The organism is Klebsiella sp. M5al, from assembly GCF_002090195.1.
Classification (GTDB): Bacteria; Pseudomonadota; Gammaproteobacteria; order Enterobacterales; family Enterobacteriaceae; genus Klebsiella; species Klebsiella grimontii.
In genome coordinates, this window is the sequence record NZ_CP020657.1 from 4,143,862 (window position 1) to 4,168,294 (window position 24,433).

Genomic DNA, 24,433 nt, shown 5'->3' on the forward strand with positions numbered 1-24,433 from the left:
TTTCATAGGTAGTATAACGAGCTATTAACACCACTCAAGGGAAAAGATTCGTGGCATACTATTCGCGAGTTAATTAACCGCTATAAATTCATGACCTTTACACTACGTCCCTACCAAAAAGAAGCGGTCGACGCCACGCTCGCCTGGTTTCGCCGCCACCATGAACCCGCTGCGATTGTCCTGCCGACCGGCGCAGGTAAAAGCCTGGTCATCGCCGAACTGGCGCGCCTGGCGCGCGGTCGGGTACTGGTGCTGGCGCACGTTAAAGAGCTGGTGGCGCAGAACCACGCCAAGTATTGCGCGCTCGGCCTGGAGGCGGATATTTTCGCCGCGGGCCTTAAGCGCAAAGAGAGCCACGGTAAAGTGGTCTTTGGCAGCGTGCAGTCGGTCGCCCGCAACCTTGACCAGTTTCAGGGGGAGTTTTCGCTGCTGATTGTCGACGAGTGCCACCGCATCAGCGACGATGATGACAGCCAGTACCAGCAGATCATCAGCCACCTTCAGCAGGTCAATCCGCATCTGCGCCTGCTGGGGCTGACCGCCACGCCTTTTCGCCTCGGTAAGGGATGGATTTACCAGTTCCACTACCACGGTATGGTGCGCGGCGATGAAAACGCGCTGTTTCGCGACTGCATCTACGAGCTGCCGCTGCGCTATATGATTAAGAACGGCTACCTGACGCCGCCGGAGCGGCTGGATATGCCGGTGGTTCAGTATGACTTCAGCCGTCTCCAGGCGCAAAGCAATGGCCTGTTCAGCGAGGCCGACCTGAACCATGAGCTGAAAAAACAGCAGCGCGTCACGCCGCATATCGTTAGCCAAATCGTCGAGTTCGCTCAAACGCGTAAAGGGGTGATGATTTTCGCCGCCACCGTTGAACATGCCCGTGAAGTGACCGGGTTACTTCCGCAGGGCGAAGCGGCTTTAATTACCGGTGAAACGCCGGGGCCGGAGCGCGATCGCATCATTGAAGCGTTTAAAGCCCAGCAGTATCGCTATCTGGTCAACGTCGCGGTACTGACCACCGGATTTGATGCGCCGCATGTCGATCTGATCGCCATCCTGCGCCCGACCGAGTCGGTGAGTCTTTACCAACAGATCGTCGGCCGCGGCCTGCGCCTGGCGCCGGGTAAAACCGACTGCCTGATCCTTGATTACGCCGGGAATCCGCACGATCTCTATGCTCCGGAAGTGGGGACGCCGAAAGGAAAAAGCGACAACGTGCCGGTCCAGGTGTTTTGCCCGGCATGCGGTTTCGCCAATACGTTCTGGGGGAAAACCACCGCCGACGGCACGCTGATTGAACACTTTGGCCGCCGCTGCCAGGGCTGGTTTGAAGATGACGAAGGCCATCGCGAGCAGTGTGATTTTCGCTTTCGCTTCAAAAACTGCCCGCAGTGCAACGCGGAAAACGATATCGCCGCCCGCCGCTGCCGCGAGTGCGATACCATTCTGGTCGACCCCGATGACATGCTGAAAGCCGCGCTGAAGCTAAAAGACGCGCTGGTGCTGCGCTGTAGCGGAATGGATCTGCAGCACGGCGCGGATGATAAAGGCAGCTGGCTGAAAATCACCTATTACGATGAAGATGGCGCGGACGTCAGCGAGCGCTTCCGCCTGCATACCCCCGCCCAGCGCACCGCCTTTGAGCAGCTCTTTATCCGCCCGCACACCCGAACGCCGGGCGTGCCGCTGCGCTGGATAACGCCCGCCGATATCATCGCCCAGCAGGCGCTGCTGCGCCATCCGGACTTTGTCGTGGCGCGCATGAAGGGGCAATACTGGCAGGTGCGGGAGAAAGTATTTGATTATCAGGGCCGATTTCGCCGGGCCAATGAATTGCGCTAATCCTCCGCGCGCCTGAGGTTTTGGTTGCCGCAAAAACGTATGGCAGCTATAATGCCGCCCGCTTTTGCATTCGCAAAGCAGATAATCTGCCTGCTGCTGGGTCGCCTGTAGCAGGATTTATATATAGAGAGACATCAATGTTTACTATCAATGCAGAATTACGTAAAGAGCAGGGTAAGGGTGCGAGCCGCCGCCTGCGTGCAGCTAACAAATTCCCGGCCATCATCTATGGCGGCGAAGCTGCGCCAGTAGCAATCGAACTGGATCACGACAAAGTGTGGAACATGCAGAACAACGCTGAGTTCTACAACGAAGTTCTGACCCTCGTTGTTGATGGCAAAGAAGAGAAAGTTAAAGCTCAGGCTGTTCAGCGCCACCCGTTCAAGCCGAAGCTGACTCACATCGACTTCGTTCGCGCTTAATCGCCGACTGAAAGTTGTATGGCAAACGCCCCGCTCCGCAAGGTTCGGGGCGTTTTGTTTATCAGGCTAACAGCGTTGCCGCATTCAGCGCCAGATGCTGCAGCAGCATAATCGTTTTCGCATCGACGATTTCCCCTTCGCCAATAGCCCGCAGCGCTTTTTCCAGCGGCCACTCCAGCACCTCGATATCTTCCCCTTCCGTCGCCAGGCCGCCACCGTCGCCGCGCCGATCGTCGGCAGAGTATTCGGCGATGAAAAAGTAAAGCTTCTCCGTCACCGAACCGGGGCTCATGTAAGCGGTGAATACCGGCTCAATCCGCGTGACGCGAAAACCGGTCTCCTCTTCGGCTTCGGCAACGATGCGCGCCTCCGGCGAAGCGTTATCCAGCAGTCCGGCGGCGGCTTCGATCAAAAATCCATCATGACCGTTAATCCACACCGGAAAGCGAAACTGGCGAACCAGCACTACCGTTTGCTTTTCGCGGTTGTAGAGTAAAATCACCGCGCCGTTGCCGCGGTCGTAAGCTTCCCGACTCTGCTCCTGCCAGCGTCCGTCCCGGCGCAATAGTTCGAAAGTATATTTCTTGAGCGTATACCAGTTGTCCGATAACAGCGTTTCGCGGATATGGCGAACGCGCGGTGCGTCAGCGTGCATGTTTTTCCCCTTTTAGGTGACAGAGAGCAACATAACATGCATAATCGTGCACAAACAAGATCAATCATGAAGGTGTTTTGATGCTCGCCAGCCAGAGAAAACAGCAAATTTTGCAGATCCTCGCCGAGGAAAAACAGGTGATGTCAGGGGATCTCAGCCAGCGCTTTAGCGTCTCAGAAGACTCCATTCGCCGGGATCTGCGGGAGCTGGCCGCGGAAGGCAAACTGCAGCGCGTCCACGGCGGCGCGCTGCCGGTTTCCGAAGCCATCGCGCCCATTGAAACAAGAAAGAGCGTGCAAATGGCCTCAAAGCAGACCATTGCCCAGCGCGCGGTAGAGCTCATTCAACCCGGCCAGGTGGTGATTATCGACGGCGGCACCACCACCGGAGAGATGGTGCGCCTGCTGCCGGCTACCCTCGCGTGTACGGTGGTCACCCACAGTCCGGGGATCGCCGTCGCGCTGGTGGATAAACCGTTGATCGAGGTGATTTTGATTGGCGGCCGGTTGTTTAAACATTCGGTGGTCAGCGTCGGGTCCGCAGCCCTGGAAAGTATTTCCCGCATCAATGCCGATCTGTTTTTTATGGGCGTCACCGGCGTTCACCCACGGGCGGGATTCACCACCGGCGATTATGAAGAAGCGGGGATCAAGCGCGCGCTGGCGACGCGGGCTGCCGAAACGGTGGTGATGGCGTCACAAGAGAAGCTGAACTCCGCGTCGGCTTTTGCTATCGGCGGGCTGGGTCTGGTCAGTACGCTGATCGTGGATACGACGTTAGACGAGACGCTGCGCCAGCAGTTAGCCATCGATGGCGTAGAGATCGTCTGCGCCGGATAGCTCAGGCCCAAGGCTAAAAAAATCCCGACCCGGCGTCGGGATTTTGCGTTTTAATTCCCGCCCGAGGTGCGGCGCTGCAGCTGATCGCGCAGGTTAGGCGGCGTGCCTTTAATGGTTAAGGTATCCGTGGCCGGATCCCAGAATACCCTCTCGCCCAGCAGCATCGCGTCAAAGTTAATGGTTAACCCGCCGCCGCTGCCGGCAAACTTGGTTAACTGACGCAAAGTGCTGCGATCCGCCGGGAAGCTCTCTTCCAGCTCGTAGCCCTGTTCGGCGGTAAATTCCTGAAACGTCTTCTCGCTGACGCCCGCCAGCTCTTTTGACAGCGACTCCAGCTCGATTTCCTCACCGGCCTGCAGCTGTTCATTGCAGTAGCTGTATACCTGCTGGCGCACGTTTTGACGCTCAGATTTATCCAGCTGCGCATCGGCGGCGAAATCATCCAGCGCCTGCAGCAGGCCGCGGTTCTGCGCTTTCGCGTTCAGCCCTTCGCTGGCGCCGAGGAAATCCATAAAGAAATCCGCCACCTTGCGCCCTACCCGGCCTTTCAGGAAGGTCAGATAGCGCGTTGACTCCGGGTTGGTTTCCCATTCGGTTAAATCAATACGGGCGACGATATCCGCGTGATTGATATCCAGATAATGGGTGGAGCTGATATCCAGCTCTTCGTTGACGCGCATGCTGCTTAAATTGTTCAGCACCGCCACCATCAGATATTCCACCGCCAGATAGCGATACTGGCAAAACAGCACGATTCCGCCTTCAGCAAAGGGATATTTTGCCAGTTCGTCGCGCAGGCGACCGGTAGCGGCGCGGCTGAACGGCAGGAACGCTTCTTCGCCCTTACGCTGCCCGCGCAGCGCCTGCGCCAGCTCGCTCTCTTCATTAAACAGGCCGTAGGCTTTATTTTTCGCGCTGTAGACACGATGCAGTTCGGCCATCATCTCCACCACCGTCGCCGTCGGCTCCAACAGTGACTCGCGCAGCACCAGCTCCAGATTTTGTTCATCACGTTTGATTAACTGATGCAGGGCAATCTGGTCGATATCCAGACTCATGTTAAACTCTCCTTTTAGACCGGGCGGTATTCAACCACCGGCGGGGCGACGACGCAACCGCCGCGTGACTCTTTGCGAGCGAAGCCGCGCGCTTTTGCGTCGCGGCGAAAAAAATGCGGAAAAAAAGCTGCTGCTACGGTAATATGTTGCCCTTTCACGAACAAACAGATTTTGAGTTTATGCCGCAATTATCCCGCTATAGCGATGAACACGTCGAACAGCTGCTCAGCGAGCTGACGAGCGTTCTGGAAACACATAAAGCGCCCGTTGACCTGTCACTGATGGTACTGGGCAATATGGTGACTAACCTGATCAATAGTAGCGTCGCGCCGGCGCAGCGTCAGGCCATCGCCCGTTCTTTTGCCCAGGCGCTGCAGTCGTCTATCAACGACGATCCGGCGCACTAAGGATAACGAACAACAGTATATGGTGACTCTTCGTCAGCCCTACCGAGAAAAAGTCTCCCAGATGGTCAGCTGGGGACACTGGTTCGCCCTTTTCAACATGTTGTTGGCTATGGTGCTCGGCAGTCGCTATCTGTTTGTCGCCGACTGGCCAACGACGCTTGCCGGACGTCTTTTTTCGTACGTCAGCCTCGTTGGTCACTTCAGCTTTCTGGTCTTTACCAGCTATGTGCTGATCCTCTTTCCGCTGACGTTTGTCGTCATATCCCAGCGCTTAATGCGCTTTATCTCGGTGGTTCTGGCGACCGTGGGCATGACGCTGCTGCTGATCGACAGCGAAGTTTTCACCCGTTTCCACCTGCACCTTAATCCCTTTGTCTGGGAACTGGTGATTAACCCCGATCAGAACGAGATGGCGCGCGACTGGCAGCTGATGTTTATCAGCGTGCCGATCATTTTTCTGCTGGAGATGCTGTTTGCGACCTGGAGCTGGCAGAAGCTGCGCAGCCTGACGCGTCGCCGCCACTATGCGCGTCCCGTTGCCTGGTTCTTCTTTATTTCTTTTATCAGTAGCCACCTGGTCTATATCTGGGCGGACGCCAATTTCTATCGCCCGATAACCATGCAGCGGGCCAACCTGCCGCTTTCCTATCCGATGACGGCGCGCCGTTTTCTGGAAAAACACGGCCTGCTCGACGCGCAGGACTACCAGCGCCGCCTGGTGGAGCAAGGCGCGCCGGAAGCCGTGTCGGTGCAATACCCGCTGAGCGATCTGCGTTATCGCGATCTCGGTACCGGCTATAACGTGCTGCTGATTACCGTTGATAATCTCAATTATTCGCGCTTTGAGAAAAACATGCCGGCGCTGGCCGGGTTCGCGAAAGAGAACGTTAACTTTACCCAGCATATGAGCTCCGGCAATACCGCTGACAGCGGCATGTTTGGCCTGTTCTACGGTATTTCGCCGAGCTATATGGACGGCGTCCTCTCCGCGCGTATTCCCGCGGCGCTGATTACTTCGCTGAACCAACAGGGCTATCAGCTGGGCCTGTTCTCGTCCGACGGCTTTAGCAGCCCACTTTACCGCCAGGCGCTGCTGTCCGATTTTTCACTACCAGCCGCGAAAGCGCAAAGCGATGAGCAGACGGCCAACCAGTGGATTAACTGGCTGGACCGCTACGCCCAGGATGAAAACCGCTGGTTCTCATGGGTTTCGCTCAACGGCACCACCCTTGACGACGGGCAGCAGCAAAACTTTGTCCGTCGCTACAGCAGCGCTGCCGGTGCGGTCGATACGCAAATTGGTCGTGTGCTGAACGCGCTGCGCGAAGCGGGCAAGCTGGACAACACGGTGGTGATCGTGACGGCGGGCCGCGGAATGCCGCTAAACCCGCAGCATGAGCAGTTTGGCTGGTCGCGCGAGCAGCTGCAGGTTCCCCTGGTGATCCATTGGCCAGGCACGCCGGCGCAGGAGATCGCGACGCTGACGGATAACAAAGACGTGATGACGACGCTGATGCAGCGTTTGCTCCACGTCTCCACCCCAGCAAACGAGTATTCGCAAGGTGAAGACCTGTTTAGCGCCGCCCGTCGCCGAGCCTGGGTCACCGCAGCGAATAGCGATACGCTGGCCATTACCACGCCGAAAGTCACCGTCGTGCTTAATCACAACGGCACTTACCGAACATGGAACAGCGACGGCGAGAAAATTAACGATCAAAAACCGCAGCTCAGCTTGCTGCTGCAGGTGCTGACCGATGAAAAACGCTTTATCGCTAACTGATTGATTATTTATAAATCAATCAGGCATTTCCCGGCTTGCATTCGCTTGGGGAACGGGTAATATTGTTCCCCACGAATCGGCACGTAGCGCAGCCTGGTAGCGCACCGTCATGGGGTGTCGGGGGTCGGAGGTTCAAATCCTCTCGTGCCGACCAAATTATTCACCGATTAAATCGGTAACCCCTTAAGAACCCGCACTCTTACAGAGACTGCGGGTTTTTTAATGTCATATTTCCTCCCTGTTCTCAGCAAAACGAACCAGTCACTTTGATTGTAAATCATGGAAAAGCTTCTATTATTTGATGGTACACGTCATTTTTCTGAAGGATTCACATGAGAGTTAATGGACTTACGAAGGGATTTTTCATCCTGATCGTGCTGATCGTCACCCTGGCTTTTTTCGACGTTCTCTCCCCCTATTATTCAGCCATTTTATGGGCAGCAATTCTGGCGGTCATCTTCCACCCGGTGAAGAACAAACTGCGCGATCGGATCGGCGAGCGCAACGGCCTGGCGGCGTTTCTGACGATAGTGATTATCTGTCTGATCGTGTTTACCCCGCTGGCGATCATTCTCTCGTCGCTGGCCTTCGAGTTAAACGTGGTTTACACCAAACTGCAGCATAACGATACCCAGTTCCCGACCGTGGTAGCCAGCCTGTTTGCGCACCTGCCGGAATGGGCCAGGAGCTTCCTCTCAGAGCATGACCTTGATAGCGCGGAACAAATTCAGCGCCAGCTTTCGGACGTTGCGCTTAAAGGAGGCCAGTACCTGGCCGGTAGCGCATTCCTGATTGGTAAAGGCACCTTCGGTTTTACCATTAGCTTCGGCATCATGCTTTATCTGCTGTTTTTCCTGCTCAAAGATGGTCCGTACCTGGTCAGGCTGATCCTTGAATCCCTGCCGCTATCGAATCACGTGAAGCAGCATCTTTTCGCCAAATTTGCCGCCGTCGCCAGGGCAACCGTCAAAGGTACCGTGGCGGTCGCCCTCGCGCAGGGCGCGCTTGGCGGACTGGCGTTCTGGATCGTGGGTCTTGATGGCAGCATCCTGTGGGGCGCGCTGATGGCGTTTCTGTCGCTGATTCCGGCGGTGGGCTCGGCGATCATCTGGGTTCCTGCGGCAGTCTATCTCTTCGCGACCGGTCAGCTATGGCAGGGGGCGTTTATCGTTGGCTTTTTTGTGATCATCGTCGGCCTGGTCGATAATATTCTTCGCCCTCTACTGGTTGGCAAAGATACCAAAATGCCGGACTACCTGATCCTGATCACCACCATCGGCGGTATGGAAATCTACGGCATCAACGGCTTTGTTATCGGCCCGCTGATCGCCGCCCTGTTTATCGCCTGCTGGAACCTGCTGTCCGGACGCGATCACGCCGGAAATATCGACGAGCTTGATGAGGATTTCTTAGAAGAGGGTAAAAATCACGAGGAGTAACGCGTTCCTTTTGGACCGCGCAGGTATACAGGGGGAGCCTATCCCCCCGATCGGCGCTTTTATTTGGCGTAGCCTTTAAACACGCCGTCCTGAGTGACGGCTATTTTGCCGTTGGCGTAAACGATAAAGTTGTAAAGCCCCTGCTGGTAAACGGTCGCGTCTTTATTTTTCTCAATCACCGCCGCCGCTTTACCATCAATACTTAAGCCGGTACTGGTGCCTTTAATCTCCATGCCGTTAAAGTGCCGGGTTTTCACCTTCGCGCTCTGACTATGCTGAACGGCAGCGGCGGCGTTTTCTAACGCCTGCTTCTCATAAGCTGCATTCATCGAGGCCTGACGATTTTGCTCCGCTAAGTAGCAGGTATCGCGGGAAATCCCTCTGGCCTCGCAGTTCGCCAAACGCTGTGACTCGGAAGTACAACCTGCCAATAGCGAAGAAACCGCCAGCGACGCAACCAGTAAAACCTTTTTCACTTTCATCTACCATCACTCATATCAATTATTTAAATGAACAATTCCCTTTCAATTAATTTCCCTTATGAATCATTCTAAATGACGGAAGATAAATATAACGAATGAAATAATCTCATATGTAAATTAATTCTTTTATTGATCATAATCATTTTAAAAATTCACCTATTCAATAATAGGCGGCAGCGGAAAAACGCGGGCTGCCGCAGGTGATGAATAACTGCCTCCTACCGCAATAGCAGAACTTATAACTAGAAACTATGAAAACTTTGGTAAACACCACTACTCATAACGCAAACTAATGCTAACATTGTGCTGTTTATGATTGATAACAAAGGATTACTCACGTGAAAAAAATCACTACGTTTGCCGCCTCCCTGCTGGCCATTGCCTGCGTTTCCGCGAGCGCCGTTGCAGCTGAGCAGCCGCTGGAAAAAATCGCTCCGTATCCTAAGGCGGAACAAGGGATGAAGCGTCAGGTGATTCAGCTGCCGCAGCAGCAGGATGAGTCCGCATTAAAAGTAGAGCTGTTAATTGGCCAGACGCTGGAAGTCGACTGCAATCGCCACCGCCTTGGCGGCCAGCTGGAAAGCAGAACCCTGGAAGGCTGGGGCTACGACTACTACGTGTTTGATAAAGTGACGTCACCCGTCTCAACCATGATGGCCTGCCCGGACGGTAAAAAAGAGAAGCAGTTTGTGATGGCTGGCCTGGGCGATGCGGGCATGCTGCGTTACAACAGCAGGTTACCTATCGTGGTTTATACCCCGGCGAACATCGACGTGAAATATCGTATCTGGCGAGCGGACGAAACCATCGGCGCTGCCGTTGAGCGTTAATGGCTAAGACAGATTCCGGCGGCCTGAGCCGCCGGAAAGCATTTACAGCGCGATATCCGCGATAGATTTGCCTTCAGGCAGCGGCTTCAGCGTCGCCTGCGGCACATCATCAGCAGCGGTAAGCGGCTCATAGTGCAGTTCCAGCACTTCGCTGGTCCACGCCAGCGCCCTTTCAATTTCCGCCGCGTTGCCATCCAGACGCGTACCGTAGCTCGGTATAATCGCTTTCAGTTTCGCCTGCCAGTCCGCGGAGTTGATCTTCTCTTTGAACACTTTCTCCATCAGCTGCAGCATGATTGGCGCGGCGGTGGAAGCCCCCGGCGAGGCGCCCAGCAGCGCGGCAACGGTACCTTCATCATCGCTGACGACTTCGGTACCCAGACGCAGAACGCCGCCCTTCTTCTCATCACGCTTGATAATCTGCACGCGCTGGCCGGCCTGCCATAAGCGCCAGTCTTCTTTGCGCGCTTCCGGGTAGTACTCGCACAGCGCTGCGTGACGATCTTTGTCCTTTTGCAGCACCTGGCTAATCAGGTATTTTACCAGATCGAAGTTATCCAGCCCAACGTTGAGCATCGGCATGATGTTTGATGTGTTGGTGGAAGCCAGCAGATCCCAAAGCGAACCATTTTTCAGGAAGCGGGTTGAGAAGGTCGCGAACGGCCCAAACAGCACCACGCGTTTGCCATCGATAATACGGGTATCGATGTGCGGAACCGACATCGGCGGCGCACCCACTTCCGCCTGGCCATAGACTTTAGCCAGATGGTGGTTAACCACTTCCGGGTTTTCACAGACCAGGAACTGCCCGCCGACCGGGAAGCCCGCGTACTCCTTCGCCTGCGGAATACCGGTTTCCTGCAGCAGGGTCAGCGCGGCGCCGCCGGCGCCGATAAAGATAAACTTAGCCTTGATAACCCGTTTCTGGTGGCGATTGTTCGCATCCGCCAGCGTGACGCTCCAGCTCTTATCGGCATTGCGCTTAAAGCGGCGTACCACGGTACCCAGCTGAAGCGAGAAATTGTCATGGGTTTGCAGCCCGGCGATCAGCTGACGGGTGATTTCACCGTAGTTTACGTCGGTGCCGACTTCCGAGCGGGTTGCGGCCACCTTCTGCTGCGGATCGCGTCCTTCCATCACCAGCGGAGCCCACTCTTTAATTTGTTGATGATCTTCGGAGTAGCGGATACCGCGGAACAGCTCGCTTTGTTGTAAAGCCGCATAGCGGGCGCGCAGGAAGTTAACGTTGTCTTCGCCCCACACGAAGCTCATGTGCGGCACGCTGTTAATAAAGGATTTCGGCTTTTTCAGAATGCCCCGGGTCACCTGGTGGGCCCAAAATTGACGAGAAATCTGGAAAGATTCGTTGATATCGACCGCTTTATCGATATTGATACCGTTAGCGGTTTGCGGCGTATAGTTCAGCTCCATCAGCGCCGCGTGGCCGGTGCCCGCGTTGTTCCATCCGTTCGAGCTCTCTTCCGCGACGCTGGACATCTGCTCGACCATGGTAATAGACCAGTCCGGCTCCAGTTCCTGCAGCCAGGTTCCCAACGTGGCGCTCATGATGCCGCCGCCAATCAACAATACATCCGTCTCTTGCTCATGGCGGGTGTTGGTCCGAGTGTTATTGGAACCAACCGCCTGTGAGCTGGGTACGGCCATCTTTTTCTTCATCGGATTTGAGCCTTACTTTACTCGCTTTTTTATTTAGCGCAGGTGAAACGATTCTCGGCTTCAAAGGTAACACTGAAGAAAAAAAATTTAAATATTGTTTAAATTTTAAGTTGAGTTTTGAGATCTGTTATAAAAATGTTTAATAAATGTGTATCACAAATCACATTTTGTACTGGTGTCAGCGGCGCTTACGCGCTATTATCCTCGGTTTTGTGACCGACCGCACGTAAGCAGCGATCGATCCTGCCGCCAAATTTTTAAAATCTGCGAACTTTTTTTATGCCTCCAGTTTCTGATTCCGCTACCTCCGGTAACGCTGGCGCATTAGGCCAGATACTGCGTTCGCCCGCGCTGCTGACGCGTGAAACGTTGGCTGGCGTACTCACCGCACTGGCCCTGATCCCCGAAGTCATCTCCTTCTCCGTCATCGCTGGGGTCGATCCGAAAGTTAGCCTGATTGCCTCCGTGGTGCTGTGCCTGGCGATGTCGCTCTTGGGCGGACGGCCTGCGATGGTCACCGCGGCCGCCGGGTCGGTGGCGCTGGTTATCGGTCCAATGGTGCATCAATACGGCGTCGGCTACATTCTGCCGGCGGTCGTTCTGGCGGGGGTTATTCAAATTTTGTTTGGCGTTTGTGGCATGGCGCGCCTGATGCGCTTTATCCCGCAGGCGGTGATGACCGGTTTTGTTAACGCGCTGGGTATTCTCATCTTTTTTGCTCAGGTACCGCATTTCTGGAGCAAGCAGCCGCTGATTATCGGCCTGTTCGTGTTAACGCTGCTGATTGTGCTGTGGGCGCCGCGCTTTATTAAGGCGATCCCTTCTCCGCTGATCGCTATCGTTCTGTTGACCCTGTTTACCGTTTTCAGCGGCCAGCTGCTGCCGACCGTCGGCGACGAAGGCTCCATGAGCGGCGGACTGCCGGGATTCACCAGCCTGATGGTGCCTCTGGACTTAACCACGCTGAGCATTATCTGGCCCTGCGCGCTGAGCATCGCTTTTGTCGGCCTGATGGAGTCGCTTCTCACGGCGAAGCTGGTCGATGATTTGACCCATACCCCTTCCAGTAAAGCGCGCGAGAGCGCCGGTCTGGGCATCGCCAATATCCTAGCCGGGTTTTATGGCGGCATCGCCGGATGCGCAATGATCGGTCAGACTATCGTTAACGTTGAAATGGGCAAAGCACGTAGCCGCGTCTCGACCATTGTCGCAGGCCTGGTGCTGCTCCTGCTGGTGACCGCGCTCAGCGAAGTGATGGCGAAAATCCCGATGGCCGTTCTCGCCGGCGTGATGGTGATTGTGGCGGTAAAAACCTTTAGCTGGCACAGCGTTCGTCCGGCGGAGCTGGCGCGCAACCCGTGGCCGGAAACGCTGGTGATGCTGGTTACCGTCGGCGCGACCGTCAGCACCAGCAATCTGGCCATTGGCGTCCTGGCAGGCCTAGTTTCAATGGCGCTGATCCCTCGCCGCCTGCGTAATCAAGCGCGGGCTACATCAGAAAAATCGTCGCCAGCCCAAGAAAAATAAAGAATCCGCCGGTGTCGGTAATCGCGGTAATCATCACGCTGGAGCCGACCGCCGGATCGCGTCCCAGCTTAACCATCACCATCGGGATAATCACGCCCATCATCGCCGCCATCAGCAGGTTGAGCATCATCGCCAGGGTCATTACGCCGCCAAGCTGCGGATCGTCATACAGCCACCAGGTAATCGCCCCCATAATCCCGCCCCAGACGATCCCATTGATCAGCGCGACGCCCATCTCGCGCAGGATCAGGAACGAAAAGCTTCCCGGCTGAATATGCTGTAACGCCATCGCCCGCACGATCATGGTGATCGTCTGATTGCCGGTGTTGCCGCCGATCCCGGCAACAATCGGCATCAGCGACGCCAGCGCCACCAGCTGGGAGATAGTGTGTTCGAAACCGTCGATAACGCGGGAGGCGATAAACGCGGTGCACAGATTCACCGCCAGCCAGGCCCAGCGAGTCTTCACCGCCTTGCTGACCGGGGCAAAAACGTCGTCATCGTTGCTCAGGCCGCCCATCCGGCGTAAATCGTTGTCCGTCTCTTCATAGACCACGTCGACGATCTCGTCGATGGTTAAACGCCCCATCAGCTTGCCGTCGGCATCAATCACCGCGGCGCTAAGTAAGTCATCACGTTCAAAAGTACGCGCCACTTTTTCCGCGTCCTCGTGCGGCTGGAAGGTCACCGGATCGCCTTCCATCACTTCCCCCACCCGCTTCTGCGCATCGTTAAGCAGAATGGTTTGTAGCTCGAGTTCGCCGAGTAGCAGCTTATTGCGGGTGGTCACAAACAGTTTGTCGGTGTTCTCCGGCATTTTCCCTAATCGCCGCAGATAGCGCTGTACCGCCGCGAGAGTGGCTTCCGGACGAACGGTAATGACCTCAAACTCCATGATCGCACCGACGGTATTGTCGGCGTAGCGCATCATCTGGCGAATACGCGCGCGCTTATCCGCAGGCAGGGTTGCCAGCAAACGTCCGGTCAGATCGCGCGGCAGGTGCTGCAACAGGTAGACCTGTTCATCAATATCGAGATTTTGCAGCGCGAACAGCAGGTCGTGATCGCTCATCTCCTCGATGAGGTCGCCCCAGACGCTTTCCGATGCCTCCAGCAGCACTTCACCGCGCTTATCGTCAGCGACCAGCCGCCAGAGCGCGTTGCGCGCATCATAAGGCAGCGCCTCAAGCGCATCGGCAAGGTCCGGTGGCGGCAGGTGTGAAACCAGCATCTCCACTTCCGCCAGATCGTCGGCAAGCGTGTTGTCATCGTAACGTTCAGCGAGGGTTAATTTTCCCAGCAGCGAAGATGTGACGGCTTTATCGGTGCTCAGGAGCCAAATGAGGCGGGCGCGCTCTTCGTCACGCAATCTGGCGCTTTTTTTATGCAAAACGGACATCGGTCAGGCAATCCTTGTAAAAATATCTGTCAGACCAGCAGGCCGGAAGCCTTAAGCATAGCGCGAGGAGGCGGAAATAATAACCGCTATGAATTCAGTCGACGGAAAAAACAGCAGCCTGCGGGAAGCCCGGAGGTCGGCTGGCGCCTCCGGGATGAGCCTGCGCTATCAGGCGGTACGGGCGACCGCGTCGCGCGTCGCCAGCTCGCGCTCTTTTCCGCTCAGCTCCGATAGCTGGCCGCCGCGCATTTCCAGCAGCCTGTCGGCGTGCTGAAAGTAGTGATCGTCATGGCTAATAGCAAAGAGGGTTTTACCCATCTCCTTCATCAGCGGCAGCAGCACCTGATAGAACTCACGGCGGAAATGGGGGTCCTGATCCGCCGCCCATTCATCCAGCATGATGATATCTCTGTCTTCTGCTAACGCCAGCAGCAGCGCCACGCGCTTTTTCTGCCCTTTTGACAGCTTCAGGTCGAGGATTTTGCCGTCATCCAGCCGTAACTTATGGTTCATCTGCAGATAACCCAGCCACTTCTCCACCAACGCCGGGTCAGCCGCCTTCCCTTCCGGCCCCAGCAGCCTGTCGAACAGCCAGACGTCGGTAAACACCGCCGAGAACAGCTTACGATAATCTTCCGGTTTATCCGCCGCTATCGGCTGTCCATCGAGCAGGATCTGTCCGGATACTGGCTGATACAAGCCGGTCAGCAGCATAGCCAGCGTCGATTTCCCGCTACCGTTGCCGCCAATCAGAAAGACCAGCTCACCGCGCTTGAGGGTCATATTAATCGGCCCGACCGCAAAGGTGTTGTCAGGATAATGAAAGGTGATATCGCGCAGCTCGAGGGTCTGCCAGTGGGGATGCGCCTGCGGCTGCGGAAATTCAGCGCGATACGGCGCGAGCGAAAATTTATTCAGCTTGTTGAACGCCACCTGCGCGCTGAGCAGAGTGGGCAGCGCGCCAACCGCGGAAAGCAGCGGCGTGCGCAGGAATAATAGGGTCAACGAGTAGGTCGCCGCTACCGCCGTATTGGCCCAGCCCAGGCTGTTGGCCATCCAGAAGACCAGGCCAATCGCGCCCAGCATCATAATATTCGACCAGTTGACCGCGCTCAGATGGAAAGTATCGGCGCGAACAATATGGTGCCGATATTCTTGCGCATCGGGGAGATAGAGCTGGTTAAACACATACTCAGCTCGCTCGCGGTTGAGGGTCAGCTCTTTGCGCCCCTCGAGAACCGTCTGGTAATCGTGATACAGCTTATCTTCGCTTTCGCGCAGCGAGGCCATGTGTTTATACACCCGCGATACCAGTATAAAACCGCCCCAGATGGTCAACGCCAGCCACAGCGCGGTAACCAGCATCATTTTTCCCGACAGCCAGGCCAGATAGGCGGCGGAACCGAAGGTGAGAATAATCCCCTGCACCAGCTCCGGCAGACGCACGAAGGCAATGGTGATATTACGGATATCGCTGGTTAACCCGGCCAGCAGCGACGCGCTGCCGATTTTCTCGATCTTCTCGATTTGCGTGTCGAGAATGCGCTTAATAAATTCGCCGCGCAGGCGGTAGACGAAATGGTGGCCAAGCGTGGTCAGCGCCAGCTGCGAACCGAGCGTGACCGCCATCAATAGCAGTAGCAGCCCGAGGAACTCCGGCAGGACCGTCAGGGAAGTGTCGACAAGGGTAATCAGACGCAGATTAATAAAGGCGATAAGCCCAATACCCAGCGCCGCGCTCAGCAGGCTCAGGGCAATGACGGAGATAAACGGCCAGCGATACTGACGCCAGACAAGAAGAAGAAGTTCCATAACGCATAATCCGGGCAAGCAAAAACAGCCAGCAGTTTAAACTGCTCGACGATGACAGCAAGAATAATTCTTATTTTTATTCTTTATTACCCGCCAGGCGGAAAGTGAGATTGTAACGACAGGCGCCGGTCTCCGGATGGATGCCCTCTTTGAGCGGCTGAATACCATGGTAAAAAAGCCGCGATTCGCCGCCCCAGACCACCACGTCGCCGTGCTCCAGCAGCACCCGCTGTAGCGGATCGTTACGCCGCAGCCCGCCGAACTGAAATATTGCCGGCAGCCCCAGCGAGACGGAGACAATCGGCGCCCGCAGGTTATGCTCGTCTTTATCCTGATGCAGCGACAGCTTCGCGCCGGGCTGGTAGCGGTTGATAAGACAAGCATCCGGGGTAAAGCGCGCATAGCCGGCCGCCGCCGCGGCCTCTGCGGCCAGCTCGCGAAAAAGCGGCGGCATCTGCGGCCAGCGCTTGCCGGTCAGCGGATCGTCGGCAGCATAAAGATAGCCGTGCTGGTTCGTGGTCCAGCCCAGCTCGCCGCAGTTGGTCATCGCTACCGACATCGTGTAACCACCGGGGGTGACCATCTGGCGAAAAGGCGAACGACCGGCAATCCCGGCGATTGCCTGCAACAGCGCCGGGGCGCGTTCTCGGGCGTAGCGGCGCAAAATTATCGCCCCCGGAGCCAACGGCTCCTGCCAGGGCGGCGTATCGGCAAAAAGATCGAACATTATTTCTCCTCGGATGACGCTTCTCGTGCCAACAGCAGCGCCTTGCGCGCCGTCCCCCAACGATAGCCGGATAGCGCCCCATCTTCGCGAACGACCCGGTGGCAGGGAATAACCAGCGCCAGCTTATTAGCGGCGCAGGCGCTTGCCACCGCTCTCACCGCGCGGGGGCGGCCAATACTTTGCGCGACCTGGCGATAGCTGCGGGTCTCCCCCGCCGGGATCTGACGCAGCGCCTGCCAGACCTGAAGCTGAAAAGCCGTGCCGCGCAAATCCAACGGCAGGGAAAACGGCTGCCGGTGGTCATCAAGATGGGAAAATACCTGCGCCACCCGCTGACGAAAAGCCTCGTCGCCCGGATGCAGCCGCGCATTGGGAAACAGGCTGGCTAATTCAGCACAGAGCAAGGCATCGCTCTCTCCCGGTAGCACGGCGCACACGCCCCGTTCACTCTCAGCCACCAGACAGCGTCCCAGCGGACCATCGCCGCATACCCAGGTAATATCGAGATCCTCGCCGCCGCGGCGAAACTGGCGGGCGGTCATCCCCAGCGCGGCATCTGCCTGCTGATAGTAGCTGCTATTGTCCGGGAAGCCGGCCGACAGCGCCGCATCGGTAATTTTCGCCCCCTGCCCCAGCGCTTCGCGTAAACGGCGAGCGCGCCACGCCTGTTGCCAGGCTTTAGGGGTCATTCCGGTGACGGATTTAAAGAGGCGGTGAAAATGAAAGGGACTGAGCGCGGCCTGGCGCGCCAGTGCCTCCAGCGTCATCGGCGTTTCCTGCTCCAGCAGACGGCACGCGGCGGCCACTTTCTCTACCTTCTGCTGCTGCGGGTCGCTTTTTTCCGGCTGGCAGCGTTTGCACGGGCGAAAACCTTCCGCCTGCGCGGTTGCAACGTCAGGGTAAAAGCGAACATTTTCCCGCAGCGCGCGACGCGAACGGCAGGTCGGACGGCAGCAAACGCCAGTGGTCAGCACGGCAAAAACAAACTGACCATCGGCGCGGGCATCACGTTCGCATACCGCCTGCCAGCGGCGCTCATCGGTATCAATCATTATCGGTTTCATCACGGACTCCTGCGGTAAGTGTATCTGCAGTCTGGGCCGAAGTCCGTTAACAAAAACCCGAAATCTTGCGCTTTAATTTTTCTCGCCGACGAGGAACGCGCGGAACTGCGGCGACATCCAGGTTTTAAACCCGTCCCCCTCTTTGACAATCATATACACCGCCAGCTCCTGTTCGCGAACCACGTCCTGCGCTTTTTCCGGCCCCAGCACCATCAGCCCGGTATCCCAGCCGTCGGCCTCCAGCGCCGTCGGAGCGATAACGGTCACTGAAACCAGTTTATGATCGATAGGTCGCCCGGTCTGCGGATCGATAACGTGCGAGATGCGCTTACCGTCAAGCTCATAGTAGTTGCGGTAGCTACCGGAGGTACTGATGCCATGTCCGTTGATATCAACGATCGCCTGCACCGCGTTTTCACGATCGGTCGGCTTCTGGATAGCCACCCGCCACGGCTGCCCTTCCGCATTCATCCCCCGGCTCACCAGCGCGCCGCCCACCGAGACCAGATAGCGCGAGATCCCTTCCTGCTCCATCAGGCGCGCCAGATGATCGGCGGCGTAGCCTTCACCTACGGTAGAGAGATCGACGAACAGATCCGGAATGTCTTTTTGCAGATACTGTTGGCCGGCCTGGTTGATCACCGTCAGATGCTGTAGTCCACTGCGCGCTTTTGCCGCGGCGATCTGCTGCGGATCCGGCGTTTTGACCGGCTGTTTATCCGGGCCAAAGCCCCATAAATTGACCAGCGGCCCGACGGTGATATCCATTGCGCCATGGGTTTTTGCGCCAATTCGCAGCGACATCGTCACGATATCCGCCATCGCCTCGTTGACCGGCCACGGCGATGTACCCGGCGAATGGTTAAAGCGCATCAACGCTGAATCGTTCTTCCAGGTGGAAAGCAGACGATCGTCGGCATCGAGCTGAGCCTGCACTTTCTGGCGCAGCGCCTCGCCCTTCGCCTCATCAAGGTTGATGACGCTGAGCCGCCAGAATGTGCCCATGGTTTTACCCTCCAGCACGGTGGCGGCGGATTTTGGCGTCTGGGGAGCGGTGGCTGAATCACAGCCTGAAAGTAATACGCAGGCGCCGAACAGGGCGGCGCGAAAAAAAGTGATATCCATAAAATTGGCTTCCTCTGGCTAAGGCGCAAAGAGTACACCAGCAAGGTTAAACCGGGCATAAAAAAAGGCGCCATCGGCGCCTTTTTTCAAACTTCAGCGTGCTTAGAACTGGTAAACCAGGCCCAGAGCAACGATGTCGTCGGTAGAGATACCGGCAGCACGGGTGAAGTTGTTTTCGTCCAGCAGGTTGATTTTGTAGTCAACGTAGGTGGACATGTTTTTGTTGAAGTAGTAGGTCGCGCCTACATCAACATATTTCAGGATATCCTGATCGCCGTAGCTACGGTTAGTTCCGTTGATGTACAGGTCCTTACCTTTAGACTGCAGGTAAGCTACGGACGGACGCAGACCGAAGTCGAACTGGTACTGAGCGACTACTTCAAAGTTCTGCGCTTTGTTAGCAAAGCCCAGGGAACCTACGCGAGTTGCGTTGTAGGTCTGGGTGTACTGAGACGCCAGGTAGATGTTGTTGGCGTCATATTTCAGACCACCGGTGTAGGTTTCAGCGTTGTCGCCCTGACCCAGAGCCAGCTGGCTGTTCTGATCGCCATTACGTTTAGAGTTGGCGTACGCGAAACCAGCGCTGATACCGTCGTAGATATCATAGGTCAGAGAGGTGCCGTAGCCGTCACCGTTCTGTTTCAGAGCGCCACGACCGTTGTTGGTCGGGGAAGTACCTTCACCGCTTACGCTGCCGTTTTTACCCTGATACTGCAGAGCAAAGTTCAGGCCGTCAACCAGACCGAAGAAGTCAGAGTTACGGTAGGTTGCCACGCCGTTAGCGCGAGACTGCAGGAAGTTGTCAGAACCGTAGGTGTCGCCGCCGAATTCCGGCAGAACGTCAGTCCAGGAAGTTACGTCGTAAACAACGCCGTAGTTACGACCGTAGTCGAAAGAACCCGCGTCGCCGAATTTCAGACCCGCAAACGCCAGACGAGTCCACGCCTGATCGCTGGAGCTCTCGGTGTTGTTAGCCTGGACGTTGTATTCCCACTGGCCGTAACCGGTCAGCTGGTCATTGATCTGGGTTTCGCCTTTGATGCCCAGACGCATGTAGGTCTGGTCGCCATCTTGGCCTTTGTCGTCAGAGAAATAGTGCAGACCGTCGATTTTACCGTACAGGTCTAATTTGTTGCCATCTTTGTTATAGACTTCAGCCGCATTCGCTGCGCCCGCTACCAGCAGTGCCGGTACCAGGAGGGACAGTACTTTAACTTTCATGTTATTAACCCTCTGTTTGTTATATGCCTTTTATTATTGCCACTGCTTACTGATTACCCTTCTAATCAGTCGGCTATTTCATTGTGCTGCAAAATGCAGAATAATCCAACAAGAATATGATACTAAAACTTCTAAGATGTTTCAAAATACCCACAAGATGTTTCAATTTGTAAATACAAGGGAACTTTTTTTCCGCACAAAAAGCTCATAAAAATAAGCACTAATAATCAAAAAATAAAAATTATCAATAAACGTCAACGAGTTACACAGTTACACACCTATAGCACTGAATGGTAAAACAAAATTCTCATCTGGGACTAAAATTAATCCCGCTATCATCATTAACTTTATTTATTACCGTCATTCAGTTCTGAATGTCTGTTTACCCCTATTTCAACCGGATGCCTCGCATCCGGTTTTTTTTACCCTTCTTTACACATCTTTAATTATTCACTGCTAGCCGCGAAAAAAATAACGGTTATTAATCAAACAACTTACGGCTAAACCCAGGGTCATTTATATAATTTCTTGTTATTTAGTGCTATTTACATTCTCGAATCCGTAAATAATTGTACAAAAACCACCGGGGCGTACATCTTTGTACGCCTTATTGGTTTGAGATAAATCTCAAGGCAATAAAGTCATTGTAGGGTATTCAGATGTATGGATTTTGCACGTTAACCTTTATACTGTTCGTAGCATCTGCGCTGCCCCCGGTTAACTTGGTGCAACAGTCCGTTTACACACACTGATGAGTCGTACTCTCACACGATGACCCCGAAAAAATTTTCCCTGATACCCGGCAACATTACTCGCTTCTTTATTCTCATGGTCATCGTCCTGCTGGCGACGATGGGGGTCATGATCCAAAGCGCCGTTAACACCTGGCTAAAAGACAAAAGCTACCAGGTGGTCGATGTCAGCTACGACTTACATAAACGCATCGATACCTGGCGCTACGCCACCTGGCAGATTTATGACAATATCGCCGCGACCTCATCCAGTTCAGCCTCAGAGACAGGGCTCCAGGAAACGCGATTAAAACAGGATGTTTATTACCTCGAGAAACCCCGGCGCAAAACGGAAGCGCTGATTTTTGGCTCGCATGACGGCTCAACGCTGGAAATGACGCAAAAAATCTCCAACTATCTCGATATCCTGTGGGGTGCCGAGACGATTCCCTGGTCGATGTATTACCTGAATGGGCTTGATAACAGCCTGATTCTGGTTTCAACGCTGCCCTTAAAAGATCTCTCTTCCAGCTTCAAAGAGTCGACCATCAGCAGCGTCGTCGAATCACGACGGGCAGAAATGCTGCTTCAGGCCAACACCTTAGATGAACGCGAGACCTTTTCGTCGCTGCGCCACCTTGCCTGGCAAAACGGCTACTACTTTACTTTACGCACGACATTCAACCAGCCCGGTCACCTGGCGACCGTTGTCGCCTTCGATCTGCCCATTAACGATCTCATTCCTCCCAGTATGTCGCTGGAGAGCTTCCGGCTGGAACCCGATCCGTCGCAAAGCGTCAACAGCAATCCGGATAAAGAAACCGCCGACATCGTCAGCATTAACTTTAACGGCCCGCAGATTGAAATTCTCACCACCATTAATACCACCGGTATGCGTCTGGTCTGGATGGTCCCTTTTAGCGAGCTGATTCTGGAGTCCTTGCAGAGTATCTTACTGCCGCTGTTGCTGAACATTGGTCTGCTGGCGCTGGCGCTGTTCGGATTTACCACCTTCCGTCACTACAGCGGCCGCAAAAGCATCGTGGGAACGGCGGTCTCTTCGGTAGCCAATAATGAGCTGCGCGCCCAGCGCGCCATTCACGAAGAGATTGTTTCCCTGCTGCCGCTAGGGCTGCTGGTGCACGATCAGGACGCTAACCGTACGGTGATAAGCAATCCGATTGCCGATCATCTGCTGCCGCATCTGAACCTGCAAAACATCATTAACATGGCCGATCAGCATCAGGGCGTGATTCAGGCGACGGTGAACAATGAACTGTATGAAATCCGTCAGTTCCGCAGTCAGGTTTCGCCGCGTACGCAAATCTTTATTATTCGCGATCAGGACCGTGAAGTGCTGGTGAATAAGAAGCTCAAGCAGGCCCAGCGCCTGTATGAGAAAAACCAGCTGGGCCGCACTGCTTTTATGCAGCATATCGGTACGGCGCTGAAGCAGCCGGCGCAAACGCTGGCGGAAGAAGCCGCGGCGCTCGGCATAGCCGAAAGCCGCAAGCTGGCCCAGCATGCGGATGAACTGGTCCAGCTGGTCGATGAAATACAGCTGGCAAACCTGCTGGAGAGCGATAGCTGGAAGAGCGCACAGGGTCTGTTCTCCATTCAGGAATTGATAGATGAAGTGGTGCCTGAAGTCCTGCCCATCATCAAACGTAAAGGTCTTCAACTGCTGATTAACAACGCGCTGCCGGCCAATGAGCAACGCTACGGCGATCGCGACGCCCTGCGCCGCACCCTTTTACTGCTCATCCAATACTCGGTTACCACCACGCCTATTGGCAAAATCACCCTGGAAGTGAGTAAAGATGAATCAGCGGATGACCGCCTGACCTTCCGTATTCTGGATACCGGCAACGGCGTTTCGGCGAACGAAATCGACAATATGCACTTCCCGTTCCTCAACGAGACGCAGGCAGACCTTTACGGTAAAGCCAACGCCCTCACCTTCTGGCTCTGCGATCGCCTGACCCGCAAGCTAGGCGGGCAGCTCAATATCAAAGCGCGCGAGTCGCTGGGCACCCGCTACTCCCTGCATCTAAAAATGGCCGCCAGCGCAGAGGAGAGTGATTCAGGGGAACATCTGCTCGATGAGGTCGTGATACTGCTTGATGTGACGGCCAATGAAGTCCGCCGTATCGTCACCCGCCAGCTTGAAAGCTGGGGGGCCACCTGCATCACGCCGGATGACAGAATCACAAGTCAACAATATGATCTCTTTTTAACGGATAATCCGTCTAATCTTACTGCTTCGGGCTTGCTTTTAAGCGATGATGAGGTCCGGGTTCATAAGATTGGTCCTGGTCAGCTCCGCGTGAATTTTAATATCAGCGCTGCGATGCAGGAAGCTATCCTCCAGCTGATTGAGCAGCAGCTTGCAGAGGAAGAGGAGCACCCTTCCTCTGCCGGTAGCGAAAGTAACGCCGAACTGCATGCCAGCGGCTATTACACGCTGTTTGCTGACACGGTACCAGATGATGTTAAGAGGCTGTATAATGAACGGGCAACAGGCGATTTCGCCGCGCTGGCGCAGACCGCTCACCGCCTCAAAGGGGCGTTTGCTATGCTAAATCTGGTACCCGGCAAGCAGTTATGTGAAACGCTTGAGCATCTGATTCGTGAAAAAGATGCGCAAGGCATAGAAAAATATATCAGCGACATTGACGTTTACGTCAAGAGCTTGCTGTAGCAAGGTAGCCTAATACATGAACAATATGAACGTAATTATTGCCGATGACCATCCGATCGTACTGTTCGGTATTCGTAAGTCACTTGAACAAATTGAGTGGGTGAACGTTGTTGGCGAGTTTGAAGACTCCACGGCCTTAATCAACAATCTGCCAAAGCTGGACGCACACGTCCTGATTACCGATTTATCCATGCCCGGTGATAAATACGGCGATGGCATTACGCTTATCAAATACATCAAGCGTCATTTCCCGGATCTGTCCATCATTGTCCTGACAATGAATAACAACCCGGCGATCCTGAGCGCGGTACTGGATCTGGACATCGAAGGGATCGTCCTGAAACAGGGTGCGCCAACCGATCTGCCTAAAGCGCTGGCCGCGCTGCAAAAAGGCAAAAAATTCACCCCGGAAAGCGTTTCGCGCCTGCTGGAAAAAATCAGCGCCGGCGGTTACGGCGACAAACGTTTGTCGCCTAAAGAGAGTGAAGTACTGCGTCTGTTCGCCGAAGGCTTCCTGGTCACCGAGATTGCCAAAAAGCTCAACCGCAGTATCAAAACCATCAGTAGCCAGAAAAAATCGGCAATGATGAAGCTCGGCGTGGAAAACGACATTGCCCTGCTGAACTACCTCTCTTCCGTTTCCCTGAGCTCCACGGACAAAGACTAACGTCTTCCTTCCCGGATAGCGC

20 protein-coding genes and 1 tRNA gene are annotated in these 24,433 nt (G+C 55.2%); 11 read left to right on the top strand and 10 right to left on the bottom strand.

What is annotated here, in order from left to right:
- Positions 1-90: 90 nt before the first annotated feature.
- Positions 91-1,848 carry a DEAD/DEAH box helicase gene (locus tag BWI76_RS19815; RefSeq protein ID WP_004133912.1) on the top strand — a complete coding sequence of 586 codons (1,758 nt, stop codon included), beginning with the start codon at positions 91-93 and terminating at the stop codon, positions 1,846-1,848.
- 137 nt (positions 1,849-1,985) lie between these two features.
- Complete coding sequence (rplY, locus tag BWI76_RS19820) at positions 1,986-2,270, top strand: 50S ribosomal protein L25 (protein ID WP_004122948.1); 285 nt, start codon at positions 1,986-1,988, stop codon at positions 2,268-2,270.
- Positions 2,271-2,331: 61 nt separating this feature from the next.
- Here the strand turns inward: rplY and BWI76_RS19825 are convergent, their stop codons facing one another.
- On the bottom strand, positions 2,332-2,925 hold the full coding sequence (locus BWI76_RS19825; RefSeq protein ID WP_004133905.1) for an NUDIX domain-containing protein: 594 nt from the start codon (positions 2,923-2,925) through the stop codon (positions 2,332-2,334).
- Between the two features lie 80 nt (positions 2,926-3,005).
- Here BWI76_RS19825 and BWI76_RS19830 point away from each other — a divergent pair, with 80 nt between their 5' ends.
- A complete protein-coding gene (locus BWI76_RS19830; RefSeq protein ID WP_004133903.1) occupies positions 3,006-3,764 on the top strand; it encodes a DeoR/GlpR family DNA-binding transcription regulator in 759 nt (252 codons plus the stop codon).
- Positions 3,765-3,814: 50 nt separating this feature from the next.
- Here BWI76_RS19830 and yejK read toward each other — a convergent pair whose 3' ends face one another.
- Positions 3,815-4,822: a nucleoid-associated protein YejK gene (gene yejK / locus BWI76_RS19835; RefSeq protein WP_004122954.1), complete on the bottom strand. Its 1,008-nt coding sequence runs from the start codon at positions 4,820-4,822 to the stop codon at positions 3,815-3,817.
- A 179-nt stretch (positions 4,823-5,001) separates the two neighbouring features.
- On the opposite strand from yejK, the gene BWI76_RS19840 reads away from it, so the two are divergent.
- From BWI76_RS19840 to BWI76_RS19855, 4 genes are all read left to right on the top strand, one after another.
- The gene (locus BWI76_RS19840; RefSeq protein ID WP_004133900.1) at positions 5,002-5,229 is read left to right on the top strand and encodes a YejL family protein; all 228 of its coding nucleotides are present in this window, start codon (positions 5,002-5,004) and stop codon (positions 5,227-5,229) included.
- A gap of 19 nt (positions 5,230-5,248) precedes the next feature.
- Positions 5,249-7,009 (top strand): LPS biosynthesis-modulating metalloenzyme YejM, encoded by a 1,761-nt coding sequence (yejM, locus tag BWI76_RS19845; RefSeq protein ID WP_004133897.1) that lies wholly within the window; start codon positions 5,249-5,251, stop codon positions 7,007-7,009.
- 77 nt (positions 7,010-7,086) lie between these two features.
- Positions 7,087-7,163 (top strand) — tRNA-Pro (locus BWI76_RS19850).
- A gap of 178 nt (positions 7,164-7,341) precedes the next feature.
- A complete protein-coding gene (locus BWI76_RS19855) occupies positions 7,342-8,448 on the top strand; it encodes an AI-2E family transporter (protein ID WP_004133895.1) in 1,107 nt (368 codons plus the stop codon).
- A 59-nt stretch (positions 8,449-8,507) separates the two neighbouring features.
- On the opposite strand, the gene BWI76_RS19860 is transcribed toward BWI76_RS19855, so the two are convergent.
- Entirely contained in the window at positions 8,508-8,930 is a 423-nt protein-coding gene (locus tag BWI76_RS19860) for a hypothetical protein (protein ID WP_004133893.1), read from the bottom strand.
- Between the two features lie 338 nt (positions 8,931-9,268).
- Between BWI76_RS19860 and eco the strand changes: the two genes are divergently transcribed.
- Complete coding sequence (eco, locus tag BWI76_RS19865) at positions 9,269-9,760, top strand: serine protease inhibitor ecotin (RefSeq protein WP_024359224.1); 492 nt, start codon at positions 9,269-9,271, stop codon at positions 9,758-9,760.
- A 42-nt stretch (positions 9,761-9,802) separates the two neighbouring features.
- Here the strand turns inward: eco and mqo are convergent, their stop codons facing one another.
- Positions 9,803-11,437: a malate dehydrogenase (quinone) gene (gene mqo, locus BWI76_RS19870; RefSeq protein ID WP_004133890.1), complete on the bottom strand. Its 1,635-nt coding sequence runs from the start codon at positions 11,435-11,437 to the stop codon at positions 9,803-9,805.
- A gap of 279 nt (positions 11,438-11,716) precedes the next feature.
- Between mqo and BWI76_RS19875 the strand changes: the two genes are divergently transcribed.
- Positions 11,717-12,964, top strand: coding sequence for a SulP family inorganic anion transporter (locus BWI76_RS19875; protein WP_004133889.1), 1,248 nt, complete (start codon positions 11,717-11,719; stop codon positions 12,962-12,964).
- On the opposite strand, the gene mgtE is transcribed toward BWI76_RS19875, so the two are convergent.
- The 6 genes from mgtE to BWI76_RS19905 form a co-directional block, all read right to left on the bottom strand.
- Positions 12,927-14,363: a magnesium transporter gene (gene mgtE / locus BWI76_RS19880; protein WP_024359227.1), complete on the bottom strand. Its 1,437-nt coding sequence runs from the start codon at positions 14,361-14,363 to the stop codon at positions 12,927-12,929. The genes BWI76_RS19875 and mgtE overlap by 38 nt on opposite strands.
- Positions 14,364-14,531: 168 nt before the next feature.
- Positions 14,532-16,175: a multidrug ABC transporter permease/ATP-binding protein gene (locus BWI76_RS19885; RefSeq protein ID WP_004133888.1), complete on the bottom strand. Its 1,644-nt coding sequence runs from the start codon at positions 16,173-16,175 to the stop codon at positions 14,532-14,534.
- Between the two features lie 76 nt (positions 16,176-16,251).
- The gene (gene alkB / locus BWI76_RS19890; RefSeq protein ID WP_049086661.1) at positions 16,252-16,902 is read right to left on the bottom strand and encodes a DNA oxidative demethylase AlkB; all 651 of its coding nucleotides are present in this window, start codon (positions 16,900-16,902) and stop codon (positions 16,252-16,254) included.
- Positions 16,902-17,966, bottom strand: a complete 1,065-nt coding sequence (ada, locus tag BWI76_RS19895; protein ID WP_049086662.1) for a bifunctional DNA-binding transcriptional regulator/O6-methylguanine-DNA methyltransferase Ada — start codon at positions 17,964-17,966, stop codon at positions 16,902-16,904. The genes alkB and ada overlap by 1 nt, the downstream gene beginning before the upstream one ends.
- 72 nt (positions 17,967-18,038) lie before the next feature.
- Entirely contained in the window at positions 18,039-19,091 is a 1,053-nt protein-coding gene (gene apbE, locus BWI76_RS19900) for an FAD:protein FMN transferase ApbE (protein ID WP_004133884.1), read from the bottom strand.
- A gap of 102 nt (positions 19,092-19,193) precedes the next feature.
- Complete coding sequence (locus BWI76_RS19905; protein WP_049088476.1) at positions 19,194-20,312, bottom strand: OmpK36 porin; 1,119 nt, start codon at positions 20,310-20,312, stop codon at positions 19,194-19,196.
- A 771-nt stretch (positions 20,313-21,083) separates the two neighbouring features.
- On the opposite strand from BWI76_RS19905, the gene rcsD reads away from it, so the two are divergent.
- Together rcsD and rcsB are read left to right on the top strand one after the other, a co-directional pair.
- The gene (rcsD, locus tag BWI76_RS19910; protein ID WP_064371602.1) at positions 21,084-23,744 is read left to right on the top strand and encodes a phosphotransferase RcsD; all 2,661 of its coding nucleotides are present in this window, start codon (positions 21,084-21,086) and stop codon (positions 23,742-23,744) included.
- Between the two features lie 16 nt (positions 23,745-23,760).
- Complete coding sequence (gene rcsB, locus BWI76_RS19915) at positions 23,761-24,411, top strand: response regulator transcription factor RcsB (RefSeq protein ID WP_004103995.1); 651 nt, start codon at positions 23,761-23,763, stop codon at positions 24,409-24,411.
- The last annotated feature ends 22 nt before the right edge of the window (positions 24,412-24,433 follow it).